Here is a 26,766-nt window from a genome sequence, read left to right as displayed (position 1 = left end):
AATGGCATAGTGTATGTGATGCATTCGAATAAGTGTGCATAGGATAAATGGGGACTTTCTTAGATCATTTATATTGTTTCATAGCGTGTATCCCTTAGTCAAAAATCTGAGCGTGACCGTAGCGACGATTTTCGATTAAGGTAATGTCATTTCTCACTCTGGCTACCCATTGCGAATGATGTTTATCATTACCTATATAATGGGTGAAAAGTTTGTGGAATAATGCGTGTTTTATGGTATGATATTGAACTAAAGAAAGATTATCTTATGCCTGTTCCAAAGCACAATATGCATCAATGCTAACAGGCGATTTTTTGTATTTTTTGCATATAGATAAGAGTGAATGCAAGGCGTAAAGGGACTATTCTTATGATGTATCGTGTGGGACAGCAGCTCGGCAATTATCGTGTGACAAATTTTCTAGGGGAGGGGCCCCATGCCCAAGTATTTATCGGTGAACATATATCTACAAAAGCACCCGTTGCTATAAAAGTGTTACGCGTACGACTTCCACAAGATGAATATGAAAAGTTTGCGCGCTCGGCTCGTCGAATTGCGAGCCTTTCACATCCGCATATTGCGCGCGTAGTCGATTTTGGAATTGAGTGGGATTTGCCGTATATAGTTATGGAACTTGCGCTGAATGGTAATCTTCGGCGCAGGCATCCAGCAGGATCGCGTCTCTCGCTTCAACGTATTGCCTCCTATACTCGTCAAATAGTTGATGCCTTGCAGTATGCTCACGGTGAAAATTATATGCATCAGCAACTGAAGCCTGAGAACATGTTGCTTAACAAACGTGGAGAGGTGTTGTTAAGCGATTTTAATATGCCACTGTCAATGATGAATACCTATACTCAGGATACGGCTCTCTATGTGTCTCCTGAGCAACTTCAAGGGGTAGCGCGCCCGGCTAGCGATCAATATTTGTTGGGGCTGGTTCTCTATGAATGGTTTACAGGCGAGCGTCCCATATACAATCCTCTGGGTGATCGTATCTTGCAATATGGCTCATTATTGCCGCCTTTGCGGAGTAAGGTCTCTTCCATACCAGTCGAGATCGAAGAAGTTGTCATGACCACCTTGGCTCGGGAGCCTCATAGACGTTTCAAAGATATGCGAGCCTTCTCCTATGCATTCGATCAGGCTTTTCAATTGCGCTCTGCTTCAGGACCACTAGGCGCTACTCCTCGCCGTACGAATATAACGGCTTTGGGGCAAACAGGTCGCTTAACACCGCTCCCGGCCACTTTTGATGAGCAATCCCAGTCCGCCCCACCTACGCCTCAAATTACTGGTAGGCCTATTTGGACCGCGCGAGCACATCAGGGCGCGATACGCAGTATTTCATGGTCATTTGATGGGCGCCGCCTAGTGTCGGCAGGCAATGATACGAAGGCACGCGTATGGGATGTCTCAACTGGAAAGTTTCTAGTGACATACCACGGACATAATACAGGTGTCCATACTGTGGGCTGGTCGCCTAAAGGTTTGCTGATTGCTTCGGCGGGTTATGATCGTGAGGTGCATATCTGGAGTGCGACCAGGGGGGCTCAGATGCGTACGTACCAGGGGCATACACAACCTATTCGTTCGCTGGCCTGGTCCGTTGACGGTCAGCATGTGGCCTCGGTAGATGGTCCTGATGGTACGGTGCGTATTTGGGAAGCTATGACTGGTGCGGAGCAGGCCTTATTTACGCCTCAGGCGAGCGAGCCTACCGCCCTTACCTGGTCACCTGATGGCACCTGCGTGGCGGTCGCGAGTGTGGATGGGAGTGTCCAGATCTGGCAGATCAATAACGCGGCAAAGCAGAGTAAAGGGCGTGTCTTTAGTGAACCTTCTTACTCTAGCGTACAAGCGATTGCCTGGTCGCCAAGTAAAACGTTTATGGCATCGGGGGGCGAGGAAAAGATTATTCATGTCTGGAATACGAATACGGGCCGTGATAAGCTTGCCTTTACCGGTCATACTCAGACCATCCATTCATTGTCCTGGTCGCCTGACAGTAATATCCTGGCTTCTGCCAGCGCTGATGGAACGATTCGCCTCTGGGATACGCACACTGGTGTGTGTGGATTTTCGTATAGTACTAAGCACCCTCCAATGCATACGGTGTCCTGGTCTCCCAATGGAAGATATCTTGCTTCAACCGATGCTGACGGCGTGCTCCAAATATGGGAGATTCAGTTCGCGAGCAAGTAATGCTTGACCCCTGGGTGGTAAGCAGTAGGTGTCGATGTACGAGAAGCCCACGCCTGTTCGTGCTATGATATGCGTGGGCTCGTAAGAATATTCTAGAATGAGGTGCAATAAGTATGCAATATCGCCCATTTGGACGTACAGGCTGGAAGGCTTCTGAGATTGGTTTTGGTGCCTGGGGTATTGGTGGTGATGCCTGGGGGCAACAGGATGATCAGGTCGCGCTCGCGGCTCTCCATACAGCTATCGACCAGGGAGTGAATTTCATTGATACCGCCGATGTCTATGGGGATGGGCACTCGGAGCAACTTATCGCTCAGATACTCAAGGAGCGTAAAGATGATCTGTTTGTCGCGACTAAGCTGGGGCGGCGTCTGAATCCTCACGTCGCCTCTGGTTACAATAATCGTCAGAACCTGAAAGGCTTCGTCGAGCGAAGCCTTCGCAATCTAAATGTTGAAGCTCTCGATCTGGTCCAATTACATTGTCCGCCCTCTGAAGTATATGCTATGACCGAGGTTTTTTCGCTCCTTGATGAATTGCAGCAGCAGGGCAAGATTCGTCATTATGGTGTCAGTGTAGAAAAAGTGGAAGAGGCTCTTCGGGCTATTCAATATCCGAATGTCAAGAGCGTACAAATTATCTTCAATATGTTTCGCTTGAAGCCAGCGGAGCAGTTTTTTGCCGAGGCACGTAAGCGCGAGGTCGGAATCATTGTGCGTGTGCCCCTGGCGAGCGGCTTACTGACGGGTAAATTTGGCGCGCAGAGCCAGTTTGCGTCAAGCGATCATCGCAATTACAATCGCCATGGTGAAGCTTTTGACCAGGGTGAGACCTTTTCGGGCGTCGACTATGAGGAGGGCTTACAAGCCGTTGATGAGTTACGAGCCCTTGTTCCCGGAGGGATGACGATGGCCCAGTTCGCTTTGCGCTGGACCCTGATGTTCCCTGAGGTCTCGACGGTCATCGCTGGGGCAAGAAATCCGCAGCAGGCTCGGGATAATGCCAGCGTATCCGAATTGCCTCCACTGAGTGACGCGACTATGAAGCGTGTTCAAGAGATCTACGATCAGCGCTTCCGCACTAGTATCCATCCTCGCTGGTAAAATGAGAAACAGAGAGGCTTTTTAGAACACATTGTTTGCTTTGGAGGTAACTTCGTTTGGTACAGGTTGATTTTGGTTTGATGTTACGTCCTACGAACGCTGGTGACTCGTTTAATGATTTGATGAGTTATAACCGCCAGTGCATTGAGGCACTTTCACCAGCGTTTACGACGCTCTGGTTGGAAGACCATCTGCAAGTGGGGGGCAATGACCATCTGGAGGCATTGACGACCCTGACCTATCTAGCTGCACAGTACCCGCGTTTTCACATCGGAACGCTTGTGTTAGCTCAGTCCTACCGCAATCCTGCCTTGCTGGCGAAGATGGCTGCTAATATCCAAGCTCTGACTGGAGGACGTTTGATTCTGGGCCTGGGTGCGGGCTGGAAAGAGGATGAGTACCGTGCCTATGGCTATCCTTTCCCATCTGTTAAGGAGCGCATGGCGCAGCTAGAAGATACCATTCAAATAGCACGTGCGATGTGGACGAAAGCGCCCGCGATTTATGATGGCACGTCATATCATGTTCATGACGCATATTGCGCTCCCCAACCCGCGACTCCTATCCCGTTGTTGATTGGTGGCGGTGGTGAGCGGCGAACGTTGGAGATTGTCGCACGTTATGCTGATTGGTGGAACTTCAATTCATGTACGGTTGAAGAGTATGTGCGAAAGTTGGTGATCTTGCGCCAGCATTGTGAGCGTGTGGGGCGCGATCCGAACGAGATTAAGCTAACGTATCTGAGTACATTAAGCGTATCCGAAGATCCGGCGCAGGTCAAGCATCATCCACAAAAGCACTATATCGCGGGTAATGCTGCAGAGGTTACAGAGGAATTGGAGCGCTTCCGCGATCAAGGCGTATCGCACTTCATTTTCCGTATCCTTGATCTAGAGACATTGCATCACTTTGTCTCACATGTTGCCCCCACTTCCAATAGTTCGTTTTCAAACGTGGAGCAAGAATAGGAGACACCCCTAAAAGGAGCCCTGGAGGTTGAGTCCCCAGGCTCCTTTTAGGGGTGTCTCCTATTCTATAAGATCTGCTCGAGACATGTAGTGGCGATCACTCAATCAGATTATGTGTATAGGTCATATTGATGAAATTCATCCTCTAAAAGTGTTTGTGACACCGTTGATATAGTGATTTCGCCGGGAAGAGGATGCCTGGCGAAATCACTATATTTCGCTTAAAGTTATAGCGCAACAGGGAGACGTAATGGCGGGACAATCTTATGTAATTATTGGCAATGGAATCGCGGGCGCGACCGCCGCAGAGGTCCTACGTACCGAAGATAGCGCTTCAGAGATTACCGTTGTCGCTGATGAGCCGACCCCAGTTTTCTATCGCCCCGCACTCAAAGATTACCTGGGGGGGAAGATTCGCGAAGAGAAACTCTGGGCCCGCCCCATTAGCTTTTACCCCGATCGCCGTATTCGCTTTGTTACGGACTGTGTTATTGCTATCCAGCCCGAGGCACATCTGCTATGTCTGCGAAGAGGCGGCAAGCTTAGCTATTCACGCTTGCTACTGGCGCATGGTGCACGTGCGACTTCACTTGCCTGCCCTGGCGTCAATCTAACAGGAGTTACTACCTTGCGCACTGTTGCCGATTATCAGCGGGTTCTGGCCCGTCTCAATCAGACCCAGCGCATCGTAGTAATAGGGAGTGGCACTCTAGCGCTAGAGTCCATTGAGACATTGAGACATCGTGGCTACGAGGTGACGCACCTGTTGCGACGAAGAACGCTCTGGTCCGACGTACTTGACCCTGTCGCTTCAGATCTGGTACTTCAGCAGGAGAAGCGAGATGGTGTGGATGTACGTATAGAGCAGGAGATCGCTGAGATCCAGGGGCGAAACGGGCAGGTAACGGGAGTCATAACCACGACTGGACAGCATATCGCGTGCGAGATTGTGTTGCTGGGTATTGGCATTGAACCAGTTGTCGACTTTGTGAAAAGCGCGGGTATTGCTTGTGGGCGTGGGGTGAAGGTCGATGGGGCTATGGGCACCAATGTGACGGATATCTACGCGGCGGGAGACCTGATAGAGACAATGGACCCCATTACCTCGAAGGCGCGTGTGATTGGGCAATGGTATCCTGCCGTCCAGCAGGCACGGGCTGCCGCTTACAGTATGCTTGACCTGCTGGATCGGGAGCATCCATTTCGCTTTGGCAATTTCTATAATGCCACCTTTCTGTATGGCCTGGATTTTGCCTCTGTGGGCCTCTCGACTATCCCCAAAGATGGAAAGGGATACCAGGAACTCGTTGCGGATCCAAAGCCCCGTCATTATCAAAAAGTCATCTTGAAAATGGGTGTTCCAGTTGGAATGCTGGCACTAGGAGATCGTAGAAGTGTACTGGTCTATAAACGCGCTATTGACCATAGCGTCGATCTCTCTTCTGTTGCGTCTCGGCTCCTTGCCCTGACTTCAGCCTAGACGCCTGGCTTGATAAGCAAGGCGTACCACCACCCATTCTGGGAACCAATCGCGAAGGGGCTGTTGCAGTTCAGCAAATTGCCTATGCTATGCGGAATATGCAAAGTAGCTCTCCTACTCAGGATACGCTGAAGGAGCCTGCTTTACAAGAGTCATGCCTTGTACCTGTAACATCTGTGGATATTCAGCCTACCCTCCAGAAGGTATATCTTAGTCAGACTCAGGTCCTTTCTATTGGACGTCAGGAGGGATGTGGCCTGATTGTGAACCACAAGACCATTTCGCGTCGCCATGCCGAGATAAGTTATGCTAACGGGCAGTATGTGCTGAGGGACCTGGGAAGCAAGAATGGATCGCGAGTAAATGAGCGGCGGATTACGCCAAATAGCTTGATAGTCCTCAAACCTGAAAGCAAGGTGCAATTTGGCGATGTGGCCTTTCTGTTCCAGACACAGCAAGTAGATCCTTCAGGCTCAATCTTGCTGAACAAGCAGCAAAAGCTCGCGCTATTTGCACCTCCCCGAGCCAAGGATGTTGGCGAACAAGAGAGGGAGGCAGACATAACGCGTATTTCTGAAGCCATTAACAGCGGGGTGCAGGGCCAGCCAGCGCTTTCGCATGACGGCTCATTGATCTTTCCTGGGGCTACCTCTCCATTGCCTTTTGAAGCTGTCTCGACCCTGCGCCAGGGGCCTGTACTAGTTGTGCTGTTAAGAGGTAAGCCAACGCTCTTTCCTTTGTCAGCGCAAAAGCATGTCACTATTGGGCGTGATGCACAAAACGATATTACGTTGTCTGAGATGTCAATTTCGCGTAAGCATGCGTACATCTTTCCAGGACCTGATGGCCTCTATATCAGAGATCTACAGAGTGGCAATGGGATACGGGTAAATCACAGCCACATTACTAGCGCGTGCCGTCTGACACATGAGGCCCATATCGCTTTCGGTAACATCTCAGCTTACTTTATGCATTATCAGCAGCCACTATTCCCCGTTCCACCTAGTATGCCGAACGGTGTTGTCCCGGTTGTCCGAGTTTCGTCCCAAAAACGCGATAGCGAAACCATGCCTGCCGCTGTCGCACTCGTCAGTGCACCACGGCAGGCCAATTGTCGTCAGTGCGGGGAGCAGCTAGTAATGCATGCGAAATTTTGCCCACGTTGTGGCGCACAACAATAAGGAGGGAAAGCCGTTGTCTATGCAGCAGAAGCCATCCGCTTTACCTCTGATCGGAGTACTGCACCGTAGCAATATCGTTCCTCTGACAGAAAGTGAGGTTCGTTTTGAGATTGACATGTGCATTGGTTGTGACCGCTGTATGCGAGCCTGTCCACTGCCTCTCTCATCACAAGTGAACATTGCCGACCTGAATCTGGCAACCATCTCGGACGAGATTGCTCCCCATGTGGTGCGCTTTACACAGGAGTGTGTGATGTGTGGCTCCTGTGTGCCAGTGTGCCCAGTGAATAATCATCGCGACCTGCTGATGCTTTCGCTTAAACAGCGTCTGGGAATAGCATGGGATCGCCATGTTGATATGGCTCGCGTGCTAGAGTACCTGCCGTCTGGCTGGGATCTCGCGCGACTGCTTGCTCGCCTGCGCGAACAACCAATGTTCGTCAATCCCCATCAGGTCCCGGATAACTATCTTAAACATATGCTAGTGAGTTCCAAGCTGCTCACGCTTGTTCCGGGATCGCCTATTATTCAGGAACGAACATATGGACGTGAGATCTACTTCATTCTTGATGGACGTTTTGTGATCTCGACACTCGGTCCGCATGGGGAGGATATGCCAGTCGCAATGCTTGGGCGTGGCGAGTTCGCGGGTGAGCGGGGTATGTTGACTGGGCAGCAACGAGGCGCGACAGTGCGGGCGCGAACGGCGGCGACAGTGCTGGAGGTGCCAGAACAAGTTATACAACGCATGATGGAGGTTGTCCCTTCCGTGCGCGATTACTTCGAGAGCTTGAACGATATACGCTCAATAGAGGCCATTCTCCAGCGTATGTCCTTATTTCAGGGGGTCGCGAAGCCTGATCTGCACTGGTTGGCGGGTAAGATGCAGTTTAGGACCTATGAACGTAACGCGCAACTCTTTACTGCCAGCGAGCAACATCAGCCCGCGCGTGAGACATTGCATATTATTCTGGATGGTTTCGTCAAGGTAGCGCGTGTGGCATCGGGGACAATCCCCGGTGAGATGCATGAGCGCATTATTGCCTATCGTCAGCATGGAGACTACTTCGCTGGCGGTCTGGATATGCTTGGAGATGGTAAAGCGGTGACCGCGACCGCGATTAACCGTGTTCGAGTCGCTGAAATGAAGCGAGAAGACCTGCTCATTATCCTCTCGCGCTACCCGGAGGTCAATCAGCGCTTCCTGCACCGTTTGCAAGAGTATCGCGTGATGGCGGATGCTGCTCAGACCTTTATTGGCTCACGTGACCTCCTCCAACGTACGACATCGCAAGTGCTGGCCGAAGCTGGGGCCAGGGCTGGACTGCGAGCCCTGGTGGGAGGTGGTGTCGTCGAAGGCACTGAGGTATTAGTCATTGACCTGGACAAGTGTGTCCACTGCGACAAGTGTGAGGAGGCTTGCGAACGCAGGCATGGACATTCGCGCATGAATCGTAAGGGGATGGTCATTGGTAATATTAGTGTTGCTACTGCCTGTCGCCATTGTCAGGACCCGGTATGTCTGCTCTGTAGCCGCGCTGGTATTGCGCGAATGTCGAGCGGTGAGGTCTATATCACCGAGAGTTGTATTGGGTGTGGTATCTGCGCCGAGCGCTGCCCTTATGACAATATCTCGATCATCTCGTTGGAGGAAGAAAAGGATAGCACTCCCTCAACCTGGTCGCGCTTCATGCGCTTTTTTACACAGGGGATGGGTAAAGAGTATGGGAAGCGTCAGTTACCTATGGTAAATCAAATGGCGGCTCCAGGCCCTCTCGCATCACATGATGGGCATGGCGCAATTGCGGAGATTCGCAAGAAACTCGCCATCAAATGTGACCTCTGTGCAGGCTATAGTAATCAGGCTTGTGTGCAGGCTTGCCCAACAGGAGCTGCTTTTCGTGTCCAACCAACGCAATTCTTTGGTACGACTGAGGATATCCTCCAACAACGAACATCATAGGAGTGTAATCTGTATGGCGATATCGAGCAAAGCGCCAGTAAAAAAGGTGGCGACACGTATGTGGCATACGCCTACATCAAAAGCAGCTCTTTACTGGTTTCTTTTTGCTGCCGCCTATACCGCCCTCTTCTATATTCTTTACCTGATCTTATTGCATGAGAAGGGGCGGCTTTTCCACGGACCATTCTTTGACGTGGTTTTTCGCTGTGGCGTAATGTCATATATCATGATACTAGGCGTTGCTGCCTATTCATTGCGTGCTCGCTTCTTTCATGGCCTGCCCTGGAAGGCTCAGAACTGGGTCTGGGCACATATATGGGTTGGTATTGCCTCCGTGCTACTCGCCCTGTTGCATGGTGACTTTCGCTATATTCTGCATTTTGATTGTGCTGGAATGACTTGTGTGACAGATAAATACCTGGCGCTACCTTCATTGTATGGTCTTATCTTCCTGGTGCTCAGTGGGGGGATTGGTCGCCTGCTTGATGCCTGGCAGACAAAGATCATCGCGCACGACGCGAGTACTAATGGCGTGGGCATCGCCAAGGCCATCCCAGGGCGTCTATCGGAACTAGAGTACGTGATAGAGCGTCTTAATGCTGGGAAGTCAGAGGCTTTCAAGGTCTATTGCGAGCGTGCTATAACCAGCGTGGGCCTGCTATCTGCCGACATACCAGAATTGCCACCGCAAGAGCATGCTGATTTCCATACAGCTCACACGGCGCTTGCGGAGCACGCGCGCCTTTTGGCCTCGCTGAATGTGCAGATGCGTGCCCGACAGATTTTTAAGCTGTGGCGCAGAGTCCATATGGTCCTGGTGCCGTTGATCCTTCTTATTATCTCCTTCCATGCCATCGCGGAACTGATCCGCGTCCTCCTAGGTATGATCCATACCATGCCACTCTGAGCAGATGGTGAATGTGGCGGCATGGCGCTTCAGAAACTGGATTATAAGCGCCATGCTTTCCCACCTCCATGAGCTTTGACCAAACCCTATAATGAATATCAGGCAAAGGCAATTGTTGGAGACATCCTGATAGCGATCTACTACATTGAAGAGTAACAAGAAAATGGAGTGACCTCTTCCATGAGAAAGCTAGTCTGCCTCATCCTGCTAAGCGTCGCGTTCGCTCTGACATTACTGGTCGCTATGGCGACCCCTGCGTCCGCATCGACCTCTGGTGTAACGGTAAGTGAGAAGACGACCGCAGCGGTTCCGTATGGGCCCTATGGAGGGTATGGGTATAGAGGATATGGGTATGGATATAGAGGATATGGGTATGGTTATTATCGACCCTATTACCCGTACTACCGCCCTTACTACTACCCGTATTATCGCCCTTACTACTACCCGTATTATCGCCCTTACTACTACCCGTATTATCGCCCATATTATCATCCTTACTACTAACGCCTCATTTAGCGATGGCGAATGATGGTAGTTATAGGATGATGAATAGTGGGTGAGTAGGGGCATGAGAGAGCGAGGTGCCTATCCTGCAATATGGCACCTCGCGTCTTCGTTTATGAATTACGGAGCATGGCTCGAACTATGTGCAGTTCTTCGTAGGAATAGTTATCCCCAAGGAGTTCCTTAGCTGGCTTTAGCGCGTCCATCCCAACCTGCTGAAACACGTTTGCGATATCCTCGCGATGGCCTGGTTGGAGCAGTGGTGTGATATCAATGACCTCACCATTCTCGATCATGGTAGCGAGATGGCGGATGATGGTTGACTGTGACAAATTGCGTGTTCTCGCTATCTCCTCAACGCTCATTCCCTGATTATACAGATCAAGCGTTTCATGATGTGTGGATTGTGAGCTCTTGCGGCGTGATGTACTCTCTCCTTGCGCTTTCTGTGTTGCCTCAGAGAATGAAACATCCAACCCAAGGCCCATATTATGGTTCTCACAGTAATCGCGAATGGCATAGGTGAAAGGGTAGTAAAATGCTTCTAGCTTGCGGCTACCAACGCCTGGAATCGCGGCGAATTGTGTCTCATTTTGGGGTCGTTGGCGAGCCATGAGTTGTAGACTCTTATCGGGGAAGATCACATACGGCGGCACACCATTCTCGTCCGCGATCTGCTTGCGTAGTTCACGTAAGTGCTGGAAGAGGCCCTGTTCCTCTGGTAGAAGCGAGATAGCCTGGGGAGAGAGGCTATCCTGTTTAGGACGCTCGATGGGGGCCGCGACTTCAACCTCACGCTGCCGTCGTAAGATCTCCATAGAGAGCCTGTTCAGCTTTAGTACGGGATAGCCATCCTGACTCTCGCTAAGCAAGCCCTGTTGCAGAAGCGCGCGGCAGAGGCGCCCCCACTCTTCGGCGCTCACATCTTTGCCGATGCCATATGTGGTGAGTTGATCGTGTCCTAGTTGACGAATCTTCTGGGTATTGGCTCCGCGCAGGATATCGATGATATATTTCATACCGAAGCGCTGATTCGTTCGTGAGACGCAGGAGAGGAACTTTTGAGCATCAATAGTGCGATCTTCGAATATCATGGGGCGGATACAGTTATCACAGTTACCGCAATTTTCTCCTTCCAGGGTCTCTCCAAAGTAGGCAAGCAGGGCACGCCTACGGCATCCTATGCCCTCGCTATAATTCACCACATGTTGGATCTGCTGCCGTGCCTTTAACTGTTCCGTTGCGTCCTCTTTCTGAGCGACGATGAATTCGAACTTCACACGGTCGCCATATTGGAAGAAAAGGATGCATTGCGCAGGTTGGCTATCACGTCCGGCGCGGCCTGATTCCTGATAGTAACCTTCCAGACTCTTGGGCATATCGTAGTGGATGACGGCGCGCACATCTGGTTTAGCGATGCCCATACCAAAAGCGATGGTCGCGACAAGCACAGATACATTATCGTGAATGAAGCTATCCTGGTTTTGTGTGCGCTCTTCGGCACTCAGCCCCGCATGATACGGGAGCGCACGGATACCATCACGGCAGAGATCATCGGTGAGCGTGTCCACGCTCTTGCGGCTCTGACAGTAAATGATGATCGGGGAGTCATTCTGCTCTCGGAGGAGTTGAAGAAGTTCTCTATATGACCCCTGATGCTTCTGCCGCACTTCGTAGTAGAGGTTAGGGCGGTTAAAGCTGGCAACGTGAATGTAAGGATCATTGAGCCTGAGTTGAGCGAGAATATCATCACGTACCCGCTCGGTTGCGGTCGCGGTGAGCGCCATCGCGGGTACGTGGGGATAGCGCACGCGTAAGCGGCCAAGCTGGCGATACTCTGGGCGGAAGTCATGTCCCCATTCACTGACACAATGAGCCTCATCAATTGCTAGTAAGGCCAGCCCTACATATTCCTGTATTTCGTCGAGAAAGCTCAGAAAAGTCTGTGTCAGGAGACGTTCAGGCGCGACATAGACAAGTTTAACTCGCCCTTCACGGATAGCCCGTTCCCTCTGTTGGCGTTCACCGCTACTGAGTGAACTATTGATGAAGGTCGCAGCGATGCCATTGGCCTGAAGCCGGTCAACCTGATCCTGCATCAAGGCGATGAGGGGCGAGATAACAATTGTTATGCCGGGGAGTAGAAGACCAGAGAATTGATAGATGAGAGATTTGCCCGCTCCAGTAGGCATCAGGGCGAATGCATCTCTCCCTGAGAGAACCTGCTCAATGACTTCGCGCTGGCCGGGTAGGAAGGTATCATATCCAAAGTATTGCTTTAGCTGCTGCTCAACGTCTTGCACGCGACATATCTCCTCCTTGCTGCAATGCATACTCCCCTGATGGTATTGGATTCGGCGGGGCTTGTCAATGAGCGGTTCCCTTGGAATCGATACTGGCTAGGATATGCCTTGCTTGTATGTTCGTATGCTTTAACAGGATGCGGGAGCATGCAAGCGTGAGCACTGGCGGATGATCTCTTCCGTGAGTGAGACCTCCACGTCCCGACCATGGACCACATCGCGGACCCGTTCACTCATAAACAGGTCGCGTAGATTGGCTGGAATGCTTTCAGGTAAGGCTGTCTCCATTGCCAGTGGTCCATTGAGATACTTGAGCATATAGGGATGATCTTCTAGAAACTCTATGAGCAAGGGCCAGCGCAGGTTAATGATGGTCCAGAGGGCAAGTTCCTGTATACTCACATTCGCGTTTGTCAGGATGGCAGCCGCTCTCTGAATGCTATATGTGTTGACGAACTTCTTCATCGCGCGCGGTGTCGGCTCTAGTAGGAGCGCAAAAGGCCTTAAAGCCTGTTCTGTTTCGGCTTCTATCTCAGGAGCAGTCAGGCGTTTGACCGCTGCCTGTCGCAGCGCTTGCTCTATCAGGATATCTTCTCCTTGCGCGCTTGTGCTTATTTCCGCGAGGATCTCCTGTTCGGTACGCTTATCGAGTAGCCTGGACTCTGCTTGCTCATTGGCTTGTTCCAGGTGGGCCATAATTTCTGCTGATCGCATATGCAGGAGGCGTTGCCAGAAGCGTTCCTGAATCACCTGTGGCATTGGTGGGATGGAGACCGAGAGCTGAAATGCCTTTTCCAGGAAGAGATAGCCCAGAGGACGTCCTGGCTCTTCCAGCGTCTGAGCGAATGTATCATAGGCTTTATCATAGCTCGCGCAAAGCCAGCGCTTATCCGCCGCAATGACATAGGTAACGGAGGCAGTGATGAAGAGGGTCTGGATACTTTCCAACAACTCAACAACGTATGTGGATTGGCAGCGGTCCAGATCATCGATAAAGACCACGATTGGATAGTGAATACCGCTCACCAGTGTGTTAAAGTGATCTGTGATGTCCTTCATAGGGTCGCGGCTGGACTTCAAGAATGAGTCCGCGACATTCGTTGAGCTCTGAAACAGAGAACGGCTGACACCAAAGATCAGACCCCAGATGGTGATGATAAATGCGACAATCGCGCTTACGGATTGCGCGAACTGTGCTAGAGGCTGAAGCGCGATTGAACTGGCTGCAAGTGCGGATTTCCCCAGCCCGAGATCTAGCAAGCCAACAGCACTATTGAGGCTAAAGAGCCAGAAGAGGCCAGCTATGGCGAGGAGGGCCAGTAGATAGGGTGGCCATCCTGCTCGAAGGAAACGCCAAGTAAATCGCTTGAGATAGATTTTTGTAGATCTAAGGCGTTCTATCTTCCGGAGTTGGCGAAATGCTTGCTGGAAGACAGCATCCATGATCCACCACCAGGGGGTGCCCAGGCGTTGGTGCATCCAGGCGTTGAAGTTGATAATGATCCATGATTCGGAGTTCTGACCAGGTTGTGGTGTTTGCACCTCTTTGAGTTCGTTACCCAGAAGATTGAGCAACGAAGATTTGCCAGATCCCCACGATCCATGTAGATGAATGAGGAATGAGCCCAGGGATTTCTCTTCTTCATATAGGCAGCGGATACGTAAGGCCAGAGCGGCGGCGAAAGCTTTGCGGCTTAGTTCATCTGTCAGCGCCGGGCGGTCCAGGTAGGTTGGTAGGGTATGGGCTTGCTGCCCAGTTATGTGTGCTTGCACATCTTCTTTCTGTGGCAATGGCACTCTTGCGACAAGCTTCTCATGGGGAGTCATAGCAATCCTCCGAGTATTTGATGCGTCTATTTAAATAGACGCAAAACATAACGGATATTCGAAGACTATATAAGAAGACCGTATAAATAGTAATGTGTGACAACAAAATTATTGTGAACTATAGGGGGTTCAGTAGTTGGGATCATTCTGTACGGAAAAGGCCTGTGAAATTGTTGCAGGGCGAGAGTAGCGATGTCAGCCCTATTGGCAGGTGTAGAGGTAAGCCAGAAGCATCTCAGCAAAGGGGGCTATTCCCTTGTAGCGTAGCACCTCTGGCGGTGTTGTTTGCAGCACTCCAATAAGTGTTTTGGTGTACTGAATATCTTTGGTAAGGATTGCAAGTGGGAACTGATAGGTGTGAATGGTGAAGAGAATGTCTCCTGTTTGAGGAAGACGAAGCAGGACCTGGCGTTCTATGCGAAAGAAGCAGCGCGTTCCGATAGCATCTGGCGTAAGTTCTTGTTGGGCTTTTGCAACTTCATCGTAATACTGGGGGATAAGATTCAATCTTGATACGTTCTTAATACCCCAGTTAGCTCGCCAGACGGCTCTTCCCACCTTTAAGCGCTCCAGGAGAAGTTGAGATGAGCGCCCAATCTTCTCAGCGAAGAGTGGCACCTCCTGATGGATCGCTAAGAATGACTTGCCCAGCTTTTCTTGCAGGCACCAGGCGTTAGGGAAGCAGAGCTGGCCTGCGATGAGGGGGAACTCTCGGGTCGCATCTGCTTGTAGGAGCAGTAGGTCCTCCTGAACCTGCCTTCCCACCCAATCCAGGGGCGCATAAGGGAGGCTGCTATCATTGCCTATTTCGAATGTTGTTGTCTCTTGCAGCAAGGCATTGTACCATCTATAGCTATTTCCTGTTTTGGTCAAGGTGAATGCGTGGGGGAAATTCTGAGTCAGATTATGCAGAAGCAGTTGAAGGACTTCCCACTGTGAAGCCAATGTTTCTATCGGTGTAGAAGCGTAATCGGTATAGTTTGTCTCCAGCAAGGATCGTTTCAAATACATCTCAGAAAGGTAGCATTTGGGATCAAGCTCGACGATGCGATTATTTGTCAGCGCCTGGACTCCCATAGTCATGCTAAATGCATCCGTCGTAAAAGGGAAATATGGAATCAAGGCCCTCTTCCTTTGCTGGTAATATATTTTTCAATCTTGTGTACTATTCATGCAGTATAGCAGATCCAGTTCACCTCTATAAAGTTTCAAAGCAATATCTTCCCTTTTATCCTTCCCCTCGGCATATTATGACAAAGCTGATCAGAGTTTCTGGTTTGCCTTGTGTCTCAGATCGTTATTAGTGCTCCTCTCAAGCGCATACCCCACTTTCAGCTGGAGACGCGTATATCTTTTAAGTGATGAAATAAATTTTCCTGTTATGAATTAGAGGCATTACCAGTGACAACCTAAACCTATCTAGGTGACCTTCACCCATCCCAAGAATCACAGTTTTTGAACAAAAAAACTATCGAAAAATGTTGATCTTGTGTTGACTCGAGGAGGCAAGATGCTGACCGGGCAAATCCTACTTCAACTTATTGTTATCTTGATAGTTGTCCAGCTTTTTGGTTTTTTGTGCAGGCGCATCGGCCAGCAATGGGTGATTGGTGAAATTTTAGCAGGATTGGCTTTGGGGCCATCCTTATTGGGAGCTCTCTTGCCTGGTGTGAAAGGCTTCCTCTTTCCAGCCTCGACTCTGCCTACTCTGCAAACATTGGGCGATATTGGTGTGATCCTTTATATGTTCTCGCTAGGAGTTCGCCTGGATACCCATTTGATGCTTCGCCAGAGCCGAACGGCAATCGCGACCTCACTTAGTGGCATTTTTCTCCCATTGATCCTGGGTGCAACGCTGGCATTTTTTCTCTTCTCCAGCCTTGGTGGGCCGGAAGCGACCCCTGTCTCCTTCATGCTCATGGTAGGAACCGCAATGTCCATCACGGCCTTTCCTGTGCTTGCTCGGCTTCTCGCGGAACGAAAGATGTTGGGGACGCAGATTGGGATACTCGCGTTGACCTGCGCCGCTGTTGATGATGTCATTGCCTGGTGCTTGCTTGCGTTAGTGATTGCAATTGCTCATGCTCAAGCTCTTCCATCCGTTGTGCTCACGGTTGGTCTCACCTTACTCTTTTGTATGTGTCTGTTGATAGTTGTGCGACCCTTGCTGGCCCTGGCATCGCGATATATTACCTCAAAACAGATACTGACGGCCTTCAGCATTGTCCTGTTGCTGCTCTCGGCCTACTGCACCAATGCGATTGGTATTCACCCTGTCTTTGGAGCTTTTTTGATGGGCCTCATCCTACCGCGTAACGCCTTATTTGTTGAACTCGCAGACAAGATTGATCAGGTAAATGTGGTAGTCTTCCTTCCACTCTACTTTGTCTCCAGCGGATTGCGTACCCAGATTGGTTTGATTGGTACCCCCTGGTTGTGGCTTATCTGTCTGCTTGTACTGGGAATAGCCTGTGCTGGCAAAATATTTGGTGGTACATTCGCCGCCCGCTTTATAGGTGAATCGTGGCATGACGCTCTAAGTCTGGGTATCTTGATGAACACGCGCGGGTTGGTGGAATTAATTGTTCTCAATGTCGGACTCGAACTGGGAGTGCTCTCCCCCACCATCTTCGCAATGCTAGTGATTATGGCCCTGGTGACGACAATGATTGCCGTTCCCTTGTTATCGCTCTTAGATTATAAACAAAAGCGATCAAAGTGGACAGACAGCGCAATCCCGAAGAGTGGTACCGAGCAAGAGCCGATTTCGTGAATATTTACTGATGTATGAAAAAATCCACATCTTAAAGAGGGTTGCATGGAAAGCGACAAGTTTTTAGACGAGCAGAGTGCTGAACTACAGAGAGCGTTGAGTGAAGCACAGTTTGTGTTAGATAGAATAGAACAGAGAAAAAGAAAAACATTAGCAATAAAAAAGAAAGTAGCATTGTTTGGATTTTCTTTTGCTCTTATTACTATTTTATATGCATTTTATTCCCTGCTTATTAGCGGGATTGCGCCTTGGTATCTGATACTTGTTTTTATTATTGTCATACTCTGTTTTATCTTTGGAATCTTTGTATCAGTGACAGCTGATCATTGATTGGCAATGCTATTAGCTAGCCATTATGAGGAATAAAAAGCGCTTCTTTTCGAGAGGCTGTGCTAAAGTTGTACTAAGCTCTGCTGTAAGCCAAAAATAGAACGCCCTCAGGAACGTCTAGAATGGTCCTGAGGGCGTCGTCCTACAAGAGGGAGGTGCCGGTGGAGAGATTCGAACCCTCAACCCTTGCGGGATCTGTTTTTGAGACAGACGCGTATACCGTTCCGCCACACCGGCAGGTGTTTGTGATGCGTAATCTACACATCAATTGCGATGTCTATAATAACGCATTCACAAACAGAAGTCAAGAGCCTACACCTCGATTTCCGAGTTCTCGTTGGCTGTTTCGTAGTCGAATTGGCCAATAGTTCGGAATTTATCGTATCGTTGAGTGAGCAGGTCATCAATAGGAATTTGTTTGAGCTCTTTGAGATTGCGGAGGAGTGATTCTTTGAGCGCTTCCGCTGTCAGGTGATGATTACGATGTGCGCCACCCACTGGTTCGGGAATGATCTCGTCGACAATTTTGAAAGAGAGCAGATCTTTTGAACGAATCCGCTGACCCTCTGCAGCGAGCGATGCCTGACCTGCGTCGCGCCAGATAATGTTGGCGGCGGCTTCGGGGGCCGCGACGGTATAATAGCTATGCTCTAGGATAAGGGTACGGTCGGCGATGCCGAGTGCCAGGGCACCACCACTATTACCTTCGCCAATGATGGTAGCGATAATGGGTACTCGCAGGCGAGGCATGAGATAAAGGCATGAGGCGATGGCTTCGGATTGTCCACGCTCCTCATCGACAAGCGCGGGAGATGCACCAGAGGTGTCGATCAAATTGATAACAGGAATACCAAACTTTTCAGCCTGCTGCATGATACGGTAGGCTTTGCGATATCCTTCGGGGTGTGGCATACCAAGGTTGCGGTATTGCTGCTCCTTCATGTCACGGCCCTTCTGGTGGCCGATAATCATCACAGTTTGACCTTCCAGGCGCGCAGTTCCAGCAACGATGGCATGATCGTCCGCAAAGGAGCGATCACCATGTAATTCGAAGAAGTCATCGCAGATATGCTTGATATAATCGAGTGTATAAGGACGATTTTTGTGGCGCGCAACCTGTACAGTCTGCCAGGCAGTAAGGTTTTTGTACACCTCTTCTGTCCGACTCTGAAGCTCGCTTTCCAGATTTTGTAACTGCTTAATTTCGTCTGCTTTGAGACGATCTCCCTTGCGCTGAAGTGCGTTGATCTTCTTTTCCAAATCCGCCAAGGGTTTTTCGAAATCTAGATCATAAGGCATCGGGCGTATCTTCCTCTACTTGGCTATTCCTATGGATCCTTTGAATTGCAAACGTTGTAGCTTATGCTTACATAAGTTATCCGACTGTTTATTTGTTGACCTTGGGCGTATACATCGTCAACAAGCGCGATAGTGTAGAGCGCAATTCATGGCGATGGATGACTGCATCAATCATACCATGCTCAAGGGCGAAATTTGAATTGATGGTGCCTTCAGGCAACTTGATGTGCATGAAGCCTTCGATGACACGTGGGCCAGTAAAGCAAACGAGCGCTCCTGGCTCGGCCAGAATGACATCGCCCAGGAATGCAAAGCTTGCGGAAACACCGCCAGTTGTCGGGTCGGTGAGCAGGCTAAAATAAGGCAGTCCAGCCTCTCCTAAGCGCGCGAGAGCCGCCGAAGTTTTTGCCATCTGCATCAATGAAAAAATACCCTCTTGCATGCGTGCTCCACCCGAGGTAGAGACTACAAGGACTGGTATCTGTCGTTCAATGGCTAATTCAATAGCACGGGTAATCTTTTCTCCAACGACTGAACCCATGCTGCCACCCATGAAATGGAAATCCATAACGGCTAGAGCCAGGGGCTGTCCGTCGATAGTTGCCAGGCCGCTGACAACCGCCTCGTTTTGACCGGTCTTCTGACGTTCCTCAACAAGCTTGCTAACATAATCTGGCTGATTAGCCATAGACGTTGGGCGCGCTACGAAATGCAATGGATCGCCAGGTATCATACTGGCTTCGGTCTCTTCGAAACTATTGGAGTCGACGAGAAGTTGTATGCGTTCGCGTGCGGTAATGCGGAAATGATGGCTACAGCGCGAGCAGACTTTCTGGTTTTTCTCCCAGTCGCGCCCATACAGAATCTCTTTACATTTGGGACACTTGACGACAATATTTCCCATTGAAGAGAGCGAAGACTGCGCGCGTGCTGCTGAGAAGATTGAGCTGTTTGAGGGAGCAGCCGCTTCTTTCACCATTGTAAAACCTCCTGGTTATTCTTGTGCAAAGAGAGCTGCAACAAAGCTCTGCGGATCAAAAGGTATCAGGTCTTCAACCTTTTCGCCAGTGCCAATAAATTTGATTGGCACGCCAAGGTCATCTGTGACGGCGAATGCAAATCCACCCTTGGCTGTACTATCCATCTTGGTAATAATAACGCCAGTGAGACCTATATCTTCGGCGAACTTACGCGCCTGTAAGAGTGCATTCTGTCCGGTTGGGGCATCGATGACAATGAGGAGCTCATGAGGACCATCGGGAACAAAGCGCTGGATGATCTTGTTGATCTTTTTAAGCTCCTCCATAAGATTATACTTGGTTTGCAAGCGCCCCGCCGTGTCGACTATAAGGACGTCGCTCCCACGTGCCTGGGCAGCTTGAATGGCGTCATAGACGACCGCGCCAGGATCGGCATTTGGCTGTTGGCTAATCACGGGTACCGAGATACGCTCACCCCATACTTTCAGTTGGTCAATAGCGGCTGCACGGAAGGTATCAGCCGCAGCAAGCATGACCTTATGCCCTTCATGCGAAAGGCGCGCGGCCATTTTCGCGATGGAGGTGGTTTTACCAGAGCCGTTGACCCCGATAACGAGCATAACTGTCAATGGAGAGCGTTGAGAGAGATGGAGAGGGGAGGAATCGCCTAGAAGGTCAACCAGTTCTTCACGTAACGCGCGCTGTACCTGAGCACCAGTGCGCATTTGTTCGGCGTCGGCACGCTCACGTAGGCGTTCTATAAGCCAGATGACGGTGCGGGGACCAACGTCAGCAGCCAGAAGTGACTCTTCCAGATCGTCCCATAATGTATCAGTAATAAGATCTGTCTCTTCAACGGTTGTACTCATACGGCTGAAGAGCTGGCGTGTGCGATTTAAGAAGCCAAAACGTTGTGGTGGCTCTGGCTGGGATGGTGCTTGTTCCGCTTGATCCCGTGTCACACGTTGATCTTTTTTTGAATCTTCTTCTGGTTTTTGCCCAAAGAAGCGATTGAGCACGTTTCTATTGACTCCTTATAGTTAACATGGTTTGAAAAGCTTGTGAGTTTAAGAAATGGTATCCCTCCAAACACGAAGAAGAGGGTGCGTAACCACTTCATTATACTACGGATAGACAATGACGTGGTCGACCCTCTGCGTGTAAAAGGCAAAAGAGGGGGAGAAAAGTAACTCTGTCTTTTGCCAAAAACAAGACACGTCATTGAGTGGGGTGAGCCACCCAATGGCGTGTGGAGTGGGGCGATGCCCACTTTTATTGGCGACCGCTACGATATGAATGGAGTGAGCCGTCACTGATAGGTTCGTTAATGATGATGTCGCCATTACGGATTTTGATGTTGTACAAGCAGGAGGGGTTGGTGCAAACCCAGGCTTTGTACTCGATGGAAGCTCCCTGGCTACCGAAATCCGAAAGCGGAACCAGATCACCTTCACTACATTTGCGACACCGAGGAAATGCGTTTTCCACGAAATCGCCTCCTTCCTTCTCTCTGGAGGGTATAACCGCTTGCCTAAATAGGTTCAAGCGAGGCTTAACAAGAAAGTAAGCCGAGGGGGGAGCCTCCGCCGCTGCATCCGCATCCCCACAGCAGGTCTAATCCATGCCTCCCCTATCATACCACAACTCCCTTTCAATGTCAGCAGGTATGTGAAGAAATATTCACAAAAATGCTCCGCCTACCTGGGCACTGGAAAATGTGGAGGATGATAATGAATAAGGGTTTTCTGTGCAAGTCAGACACGCCTGAGTGCTAAACCATGAAGGCAATATTCGACATAACTGTGTTCTTTGCCTTCTTACTTCCAGAATAACAGGCGGAACAACTCTAGTCAAGCATTGATATATTTTCATAATGTGGTGGGCAAAAATCCCCAATCATGGAAAACTCTTCATAGAACGGCTGTTGTCTACAGTGAATATATAGTATCATTCAGGTTCGCGTCGCTTCTAGCCTGCGTGGAAAAATTTGTGTATCTCTGGCTGGCGATAATGTCCACACTGGAAATTCTGGCCTTTCTGGCTCTAAAAAAGCATGTTATCTCTTCTTAACGGCAACTGGTGCGATATGTAAATGTCAGGTTTGGAAGATTTCTTTTGGGTTCCCCTCTATTGAATTTCATTTGTGTGCCGATAGTAGTACTGTTACAATGTTACGCTTGCCAATTACGAGCGAAAGGACTACATATGGCTGAAAAAACAAGGTTTTGGCACGCTTCTTGCTCTAATAGAAAAGTAGGAGAGCATATCGCGGACAATCCGTTGGAAAAAACACAGCCGGGATGGGTACATCCCCCAGGTAGCTCGTTGGCATGGGTCAACACGCCTATCATATACCCGACTGCGCCGCATTACGTTTGTAGAGGTCCGTTCTGCGTTTCTCGTATACGTCTGTGTGAAGGTAGTATGGAAAAGGAGTAGCCGTCGTGGGAGCAAGAGGCAAAAGGACATCTCAGAGCGTGGATACCGAAGTGACAGTGACGTTGGGCAAGAGAAAACACACTAAAGACCTGATGGATGAGAGCGTGGAGGTTGAAGGGGAAAAGGACTTCATTTACTCCTATGAGGAGGAGGTTGATGATGCGGAGGATCAGCGCGGGGCTGTTGATGACTCTGTAAAGCAGTACCTCAAGGAGATTGGCATGTATCCTTTGCTTACGGCAGAGCAGGAACTGCAACTGGCTGAACGTGTGGCACGCGGTGATTCGAGCGCACGTCAGAGGTTGATTGAGGCTAACTTACGCCTTGTTGTAAGTATTGCGAAGCGCTATTCCAATCAAGGCTTGCCCTTGCTTGATCTGATACAGGAAGGCAATATCGGCTTGATGCGTGCGACGCAGAAGTTCGATTATAAACGTGGTTTCCGTTTTAGCACCTATGCGACGTGGTGGATTCGTCAGGCGATTAGCCGTGCTATCGCAGAACACTCTCGCAGCATTCATATTCCCGTTCACGTTGTGGAACTTATTTATAAGATAAAGCGGGTCACACGACGGCTTTATCAAGAGCAAGGTGTCGAGCCGTTGCCAGAGCAAGTGGCGGCTGAACTCTCTTTGCCACGTGAGCGCGTGGTTGAGTTGCTCAATGTCTCTGAACAGCCAATATCATTAGACGCACCAATGGCTGATGATGAAGAGTATCATCTGTCAGATATGCTTGAAGATACGAGTATGGCCCCGACGATTGATGTTGTTTCACAGCAGTTGCAGCGTGAGCATATCGAGCAGGCGATGATGGTGCTTAATCCTCGCGAGCGTACGATTATTGAGATGCGCTATGGCCTGAAAGATGGGCATTCGCTCTCATTGGATGAGGTAAGTGTCCTGTTCCACTTAACGCGCGAGCGCATTCGTCAGATTGAGGTGAAAGCGCTACGCAAGTTGCGCTATCCAGAGCGATATGAAGGATTACGTGACCTGGCGCGTGCCTGAGAGTGAGTATAGAGAGAGCCTGAACGCATACGTGTTCAGGCTCTCTCTATACGCTTGTTGTGAATAGCTTTATGGGTTGCTATCTGCTGTGATGGCGCTCTCTACACCTGACGCTTGCTCTTGCAGGTAAGCATAGATGAAAGCATCGACATCACCTGCCAGGTACCCTGTCGTATCACTGGTTTCCTGGTTGGTTCGGTGATCTTTGACGATGTTGTAGGGGTGGACGATGACGGAGCGAATCTGCGTGCCGAAGTCGGCCTGAACATTCTCCCCTTTCAGGCGCGCAGCCTCTTCCTCACGCTTCTTCTGTTCCAGTTCGAAGAGGCGCGCCTTGAGCAATTTCAGAGCGACTTCACGATTCTGGATTTGTGAGCGCTCGTTCTGGCAGGTGACTACAATCCCAGTTGGGATGTGCCGCATACGGACCGCCGAGTCAGTTTTGTTGACATGCTGTCCGCCAGCCCCGGTTGCTCGATAAGTATCCACCTCTATATCCTCTGGTCGAATCGAGATCTCAATCGTGTCTTCGATATCTGGCATGACCTCGATTTTGGCAAAGGAGGTGTGGCGACGATGAGCCGCGTCAAAGGGCGAGAGACGGATAAGGCGATGTGTGCCAATTTCAGAGCGCAGATAGCCATATGCATAGCGCCCCTCAATCTCAACGGTGGCACTCTTGACGCCTGCTTCTTCACCTTCGCTATAGTCGTAGATTTGCGTGCGGAAGCGATGCTGTTCTGCCCAGCGGAGGTACATGCGTAAGAGCATTTCCGCCCAATCCTGGGCATCGACTCCCCCGCTTCCCGCGTGGATACTGAGGATGGCGTTCTTCGCGTCATGTTCGCCACTCAGCATCAAGGCGAATTCCAGCTTTCCAATCTGTTCTTCAAGCGGAGGGATCGCACTCGCTACCTCTTCCTGCATGTCATTATCTGGCTCCTCTTCCAGCATCTTAGAGAGTTCGTGCAGGTCTTTGAGTTGGGTCGCGATCTGTTCCCACGTCGTCACTTCTTCGCGTAAGGCCGTGAGCTGTTGCATGTGCGCCTGCGCCTGGCGATTATCCGACCAGAAATCAGGGGCCATGCTCTCTTCTTCAAGTTGCTTTACCTGGATTGCTTTGGAAGCCAGGTCAAAGACGCACCATAGTTTTCTCGACGCGCTTCTGTAAGCGTTCGATTTGATGGGTTATTTCATTCATAATTGCTATTATAGCATGCTCCTGGTGGATGTCCATGCATCCTGATTTTGTATCACTTGACCCTCAGAAAAGCCTTTCTATTCAAGACGATAAATACGACGCGCGTTCTCATGCCAGAACTTTTGTTGTGCGGTTGGTGAGAGATTCTGGCAAAGGTGCCTAAGCATGCCTATCCAGTTTGCATATGTTGATGCCGTCAATATTACAGGCCAATCTCCACCAAAAAGAATACGGTCCTCACCAAATGTTTGCGACACGTGCTCAATGTAAGGTGCCAGGTTGTTAATCCCTTGATTGTCAGGCCCTGCTTCAGTCGCAAGACCGCTGATCTTGCAGGCTACATTGGGAAGCGCTGCCAGCTGTTGGATCTGTTCGCGCCATGGATCTAATTGGCGCTCACTCACTGGCGGTTTGCCCAGGTGATCCAGAATAAATTGTATCTTTGGGCAGAGTCGCACAAGCTCGATGACGGCTGGTAGTTGCCAATGACGCAGACAGAGATCAAATGTGAAGCTATAGTCCTCAAGGAGTTGCACACCGTATACAAAGTCTGGTTGCAAACAGGTTTTGGGGTCTATCTCACCTTGAATGTTGCGTCGCACTCCCTTGATTTGGGGTCCCAGGGTTCGCAATGCTTCCAGATACGTTACGCAGCGAGCACCAAATTCGATTGGTGCCGCCGCGATAATGCCCTTAAGAAGTGTCTGTTCTCGCGCGAGATTAACAGCCCATTGCGCCTCTAGAAAGGCATACTGGGGTGCGACGTCACACTCTACAAACACGATACCCTCAATGGGTAACCCTTGGGTCTCATCATGGTATTGGGGAAGTGTATAAGAGTGGGCCAGTAAAGGGTCGTTGTCAGTCCAGGATATGCGAAAGCGCTCCGGGTCCCAGAGGTGTACATGGCTATCAATGATTGGAAATGGTTGAGAAGGCTGCGCGTTCACTATGGTTGCTCCTTCCGCTCTTAGTGCGCTTCGGCCCAGACTGCACCCGTGGGGTAACTATGGTCTCGCAGCGATTGTGGGTGCATTTCGATACTGTAGCCGGGCGCGGTCGGAACGAGATAGTGTCCCTGATGTAAACGTACGGGGTGAAGGAAGTGCTCATGCAGGTGAGCGGCATACTCAAGCATGCGTTGCTCCACGGTGCCGCTGATGGCGATGTAATCGAGCATCGCGAGGTGCTGTACATATTCGCAGAGTCCAACGCCGCCCGCGTGTGGGCAGACTGGAACATTACATTTGGCAGCCATGAGAAGTACCGCGAGTACCTCGTTCACTCCCCCAAGTCGACAGGCATCAATCTGGCAGACCGAGATAGCTTCTGCCTGTAGGAGTTGTTTAAAGACAATGCGGTTCTGTACATGCTCGCCGGTGGCGACATGGATTGGCTTCACCGCGCGCGCGATTTTGGCGTGTCCAAGCACGTCGTCAGGGCTTGTTGGCTCTTCAATCCACCACGGCTCAAAGCGAGCCAGGTCTCGCATTCGTTCAATGGCTTCATCAACCTCCCAGACCTGATTGGCATCCATCATCATCAGGTTGTGGGCTCCAATCTCTTCGCGCATGATGCGTGCCCGCCGTAGATCATCAACTGGATCGACCCCAACCTTGAGTTTGAAGCGCGTCCAACCATCAGCAAGGGCCGCTTGGCAGAGCGCGCGCATCTTCTCATCGCTATATCCTGACCAGCCTGCTGAGGTTGTGTAGGCCGGATAGCCATTGCGAACAAGTTCCACTTCGCGCTGTTCTTTCCCGGGTTCCTGGCGTTGCAATAGCTCTAACGCTTCTTCAGGTGTCAGCAGGTCGGTAATGTAGCGGAAATCGATACAGCGTACAAGTTCGGTGGGCGTCATATCCGCGATGAGTTTCCAGAGTGGCTTTTCTGCTACCTTGGCCCAGAGATCCCATACCGCGTTTACCAGAGCGGCGGTTGCCAGGTGAATGGCTCCCTTTTCCGGGCCGATCCAGCGTAATTGGCTATCGCCAGTGATCATGCGCCAGAATGCCCCCATATTCGCGGTCCATTCTTCCAGTTCATGACCAACCAGAAGCGGCGTCAGAGCATTGATTGCGGTCACAACGACCTCGTTCCCGCGCCCGATGGTGAAGGTTATACCATGCCCTTCCAGGCCGTTGGGATGATTGGTATGTAAAATAACATAGGCGGCGGAATAGTCAGGGTCTTTGTTCATAGCATCTGAGCCATCCAGGGCTCGCGAGGTGGGGAAGCGTACGTCATGTACGGAAATAGCTGTGATCTTGATCGGCATTGCTGTTTGCTCCTT

At 50.4% G+C, this 26,766-nt stretch carries 21 protein-coding genes and 1 tRNA gene; 11 read left to right on the top strand and 11 right to left on the bottom strand.

What is annotated here, in order from left to right; genetic code table 11:
- Nucleotides 1–369: 369 nt before the first annotated feature.
- From K3T82_RS04110 to K3T82_RS04075, 8 genes are all read left to right on the top strand, one after another.
- Nucleotides 370–2,205 carry a serine/threonine-protein kinase gene (locus tag K3T82_RS04110; protein WP_220192216.1) on the top strand — a complete coding sequence of 612 codons (1,836 nt, stop codon included), beginning with the start codon at nucleotides 370–372 and terminating at the stop codon, nucleotides 2,203–2,205.
- Between the two features lie 113 nt (nucleotides 2,206–2,318).
- Nucleotides 2,319–3,308, top strand: a complete 990-nt coding sequence (locus K3T82_RS04105; RefSeq protein WP_220192215.1) for an aldo/keto reductase — start codon at nucleotides 2,319–2,321, stop codon at nucleotides 3,306–3,308.
- A 56-nt stretch (nucleotides 3,309–3,364) separates the two neighbouring features.
- Nucleotides 3,365–4,276: an LLM class flavin-dependent oxidoreductase gene (locus tag K3T82_RS04100; protein WP_220192214.1), complete on the top strand. Its 912-nt coding sequence runs from the start codon at nucleotides 3,365–3,367 to the stop codon at nucleotides 4,274–4,276.
- A 250-nt stretch (nucleotides 4,277–4,526) separates the two neighbouring features.
- Nucleotides 4,527–5,756, top strand: a complete 1,230-nt coding sequence (locus K3T82_RS04095) for an NAD(P)/FAD-dependent oxidoreductase (protein WP_220192213.1) — start codon at nucleotides 4,527–4,529, stop codon at nucleotides 5,754–5,756.
- Nucleotides 5,757–5,845: 89 nt separating this feature from the next.
- Complete coding sequence (locus K3T82_RS04090) at nucleotides 5,846–6,937, top strand: FHA domain-containing protein (RefSeq protein WP_220192212.1); 1,092 nt, start codon at nucleotides 5,846–5,848, stop codon at nucleotides 6,935–6,937.
- 19 nt (nucleotides 6,938–6,956) lie between these two features.
- Nucleotides 6,957–8,900: a cyclic nucleotide-binding domain-containing protein gene (locus tag K3T82_RS04085; protein ID WP_220195055.1), complete on the top strand. Its 1,944-nt coding sequence runs from the start codon at nucleotides 6,957–6,959 to the stop codon at nucleotides 8,898–8,900.
- 13 nt (nucleotides 8,901–8,913) lie between these two features.
- Nucleotides 8,914–9,807: a hypothetical protein gene (locus K3T82_RS04080; RefSeq protein ID WP_220192211.1), complete on the top strand. Its 894-nt coding sequence runs from the start codon at nucleotides 8,914–8,916 to the stop codon at nucleotides 9,805–9,807.
- Nucleotides 9,808–9,987: 180 nt separating this feature from the next.
- Entirely contained in the window at nucleotides 9,988–10,311 is a 324-nt protein-coding gene (locus K3T82_RS04075; protein WP_220192210.1) for a hypothetical protein, read from the top strand.
- Nucleotides 10,312–10,424: 113 nt separating this feature from the next.
- Here K3T82_RS04075 and recQ read toward each other — a convergent pair whose 3' ends face one another.
- The 3 genes from recQ to K3T82_RS04060 all read right to left on the bottom strand — a co-directional run bounded on the left by recQ (nucleotide 10,425) and on the right by K3T82_RS04060 (nucleotide 15,563).
- A complete protein-coding gene (gene recQ, locus K3T82_RS04070; RefSeq protein WP_420799252.1) occupies nucleotides 10,425–12,644 on the bottom strand; it encodes a DNA helicase RecQ in 2,220 nt (739 codons plus the stop codon).
- Between the two features lie 99 nt (nucleotides 12,645–12,743).
- Entirely contained in the window at nucleotides 12,744–14,441 is a 1,698-nt protein-coding gene (locus K3T82_RS04065; protein ID WP_220192208.1) for a KAP family P-loop NTPase fold protein, read from the bottom strand.
- 201 nt (nucleotides 14,442–14,642) lie between these two features.
- Entirely contained in the window at nucleotides 14,643–15,563 is a 921-nt protein-coding gene (locus K3T82_RS04060) for a heme-dependent oxidative N-demethylase family protein (RefSeq protein ID WP_220192207.1), read from the bottom strand.
- Between the two features lie 388 nt (nucleotides 15,564–15,951).
- Between K3T82_RS04060 and K3T82_RS04055 the strand changes: the two genes are divergently transcribed.
- Nucleotides 15,952–17,214, top strand: a complete 1,263-nt coding sequence (locus K3T82_RS04055) for a cation:proton antiporter domain-containing protein (protein WP_220192206.1) — start codon at nucleotides 15,952–15,954, stop codon at nucleotides 17,212–17,214.
- A gap of 45 nt (nucleotides 17,215–17,259) precedes the next feature.
- A complete protein-coding gene (locus K3T82_RS04050; RefSeq protein WP_220192205.1) occupies nucleotides 17,260–17,544 on the top strand; it encodes a hypothetical protein in 285 nt (94 codons plus the stop codon).
- A 156-nt stretch (nucleotides 17,545–17,700) separates the two neighbouring features.
- Here K3T82_RS04050 and K3T82_RS04045 read toward each other — a convergent pair.
- The 5 genes from K3T82_RS04045 to K3T82_RS04025 all read right to left on the bottom strand — a co-directional run bounded on the left by K3T82_RS04045 (nucleotide 17,701) and on the right by K3T82_RS04025 (nucleotide 21,311).
- Nucleotides 17,701–17,781, bottom strand: a tRNA-Leu gene (locus tag K3T82_RS04045).
- Between the two features lie 75 nt (nucleotides 17,782–17,856).
- Nucleotides 17,857–18,843: an acetyl-CoA carboxylase carboxyltransferase subunit alpha gene (locus K3T82_RS04040; RefSeq protein WP_220192204.1), complete on the bottom strand. Its 987-nt coding sequence runs from the start codon at nucleotides 18,841–18,843 to the stop codon at nucleotides 17,857–17,859.
- A gap of 88 nt (nucleotides 18,844–18,931) precedes the next feature.
- On the bottom strand, nucleotides 18,932–19,822 hold the full coding sequence (gene accD, locus K3T82_RS04035) for an acetyl-CoA carboxylase, carboxyltransferase subunit beta (RefSeq protein WP_220192203.1): 891 nt from the start codon (nucleotides 19,820–19,822) through the stop codon (nucleotides 18,932–18,934).
- 15 nt (nucleotides 19,823–19,837) lie between these two features.
- Nucleotides 19,838–20,842, bottom strand: coding sequence for a signal recognition particle-docking protein FtsY (gene ftsY, locus K3T82_RS04030; protein ID WP_220192202.1), 1,005 nt, complete (start codon nucleotides 20,840–20,842; stop codon nucleotides 19,838–19,840).
- Nucleotides 20,843–21,095: 253 nt separating this feature from the next.
- The gene (locus tag K3T82_RS04025; RefSeq protein ID WP_007909317.1) at nucleotides 21,096–21,311 is read right to left on the bottom strand and encodes a hypothetical protein; all 216 of its coding nucleotides are present in this window, start codon (nucleotides 21,309–21,311) and stop codon (nucleotides 21,096–21,098) included.
- 989 nt (nucleotides 21,312–22,300) lie between these two features.
- Here K3T82_RS04025 and K3T82_RS04020 point away from each other — a divergent pair.
- Entirely contained in the window at nucleotides 22,301–23,272 is a 972-nt protein-coding gene (locus K3T82_RS04020) for a sigma-70 family RNA polymerase sigma factor (RefSeq protein ID WP_236030998.1), read from the top strand.
- A 69-nt stretch (nucleotides 23,273–23,341) separates the two neighbouring features.
- Here the strand turns inward: K3T82_RS04020 and prfB are convergent.
- The 3 genes from prfB to K3T82_RS04005 all read right to left on the bottom strand — a co-directional run bounded on the left by prfB (nucleotide 23,342) and on the right by K3T82_RS04005 (nucleotide 26,751).
- A protein-coding gene (prfB, locus tag K3T82_RS04015) for a peptide chain release factor 2 (protein WP_220195054.1) occupies nucleotides 23,342–24,473 on the bottom strand; the annotation gives its coding sequence in 2 pieces (ribosomal slippage) (nucleotides 23,342–24,406 and nucleotides 24,408–24,473; 1,131 coding nt in all).
- Nucleotides 24,474–24,550: 77 nt separating this feature from the next.
- A complete protein-coding gene (locus K3T82_RS04010; RefSeq protein WP_220192200.1) occupies nucleotides 24,551–25,423 on the bottom strand; it encodes an amidohydrolase family protein in 873 nt (290 codons plus the stop codon).
- 20 nt (nucleotides 25,424–25,443) lie between these two features.
- Entirely contained in the window at nucleotides 25,444–26,751 is a 1,308-nt protein-coding gene (locus tag K3T82_RS04005; RefSeq protein WP_220192199.1) for an L-fuconate dehydratase, read from the bottom strand.
- Nucleotides 26,752–26,766 lie beyond the last annotated feature (15 nt).

Origin of the sequence: Ktedonospora formicarum (assembly GCF_016587355.1) — a bacterium.
In the GTDB taxonomy this organism is placed as follows: domain Bacteria; phylum Chloroflexota; class Ktedonobacteria; order Ktedonobacterales; family Ktedonobacteraceae; genus Ktedonobacter; species Ktedonobacter formicarum.
The sequence above is the reverse complement of the archived record's forward strand: the minus strand, read 5'-3'. Positions and strand labels throughout refer to the sequence as shown.

What these genes read in the sequence shown, in the direction of transcription:
- K3T82_RS04110 (WP_220192216.1), top strand. Translation starts at nt 370, where the DNA reads ATGATGTATCGTGTGGGACAGCAGCTCGGCAATTATCGTGTGACAAAT.
- K3T82_RS04105 (WP_220192215.1), top strand. Translation starts at nt 2,319, where the DNA reads ATGCAATATCGCCCATTTGGACGTACAGGCTGGAAGGCTTCTGAGATT.
- K3T82_RS04095 (WP_220192213.1), top strand. Translation starts at nt 4,527, where the DNA reads ATGGCGGGACAATCTTATGTAATTATTGGCAATGGAATCGCGGGCGCG.
- K3T82_RS04090 (WP_220192212.1), top strand. Translation starts at nt 5,846, where the DNA reads ATGCGGAATATGCAAAGTAGCTCTCCTACTCAGGATACGCTGAAGGAG.
- K3T82_RS04085 (WP_220195055.1), top strand. Translation starts at nt 6,957, where the DNA reads ATGCAGCAGAAGCCATCCGCTTTACCTCTGATCGGAGTACTGCACCGT.
- K3T82_RS04080 (WP_220192211.1), top strand. Translation starts at nt 8,914, where the DNA reads ATGGCGATATCGAGCAAAGCGCCAGTAAAAAAGGTGGCGACACGTATG.
- K3T82_RS04075 (WP_220192210.1), top strand. Translation starts at nt 9,988, where the DNA reads ATGAGAAAGCTAGTCTGCCTCATCCTGCTAAGCGTCGCGTTCGCTCTG.
- recQ (WP_420799252.1), bottom strand. Translation starts at nt 12,644, where the DNA reads ATGCATTGCAGCAAGGAGGAGATATGTCGCGTGCAAGACGTTGAGCAG.
- K3T82_RS04065 (WP_220192208.1), bottom strand. Translation starts at nt 14,441, where the DNA reads ATGACTCCCCATGAGAAGCTTGTCGCAAGAGTGCCATTGCCACAGAAA.
- K3T82_RS04055 (WP_220192206.1), top strand. Translation starts at nt 15,952, where the DNA reads ATGCTGACCGGGCAAATCCTACTTCAACTTATTGTTATCTTGATAGTT.
- K3T82_RS04050 (WP_220192205.1), top strand. Translation starts at nt 17,260, where the DNA reads ATGGAAAGCGACAAGTTTTTAGACGAGCAGAGTGCTGAACTACAGAGA.
- K3T82_RS04040 (WP_220192204.1), bottom strand. Translation starts at nt 18,843, where the DNA reads ATGCCTTATGATCTAGATTTCGAAAAACCCTTGGCGGATTTGGAAAAG.
- accD (WP_220192203.1), bottom strand. Translation starts at nt 19,822, where the DNA reads ATGGTGAAAGAAGCGGCTGCTCCCTCAAACAGCTCAATCTTCTCAGCA.
- K3T82_RS04005 (WP_220192199.1), bottom strand. Translation starts at nt 26,751, where the DNA reads ATGCCGATCAAGATCACAGCTATTTCCGTACATGACGTACGCTTCCCC.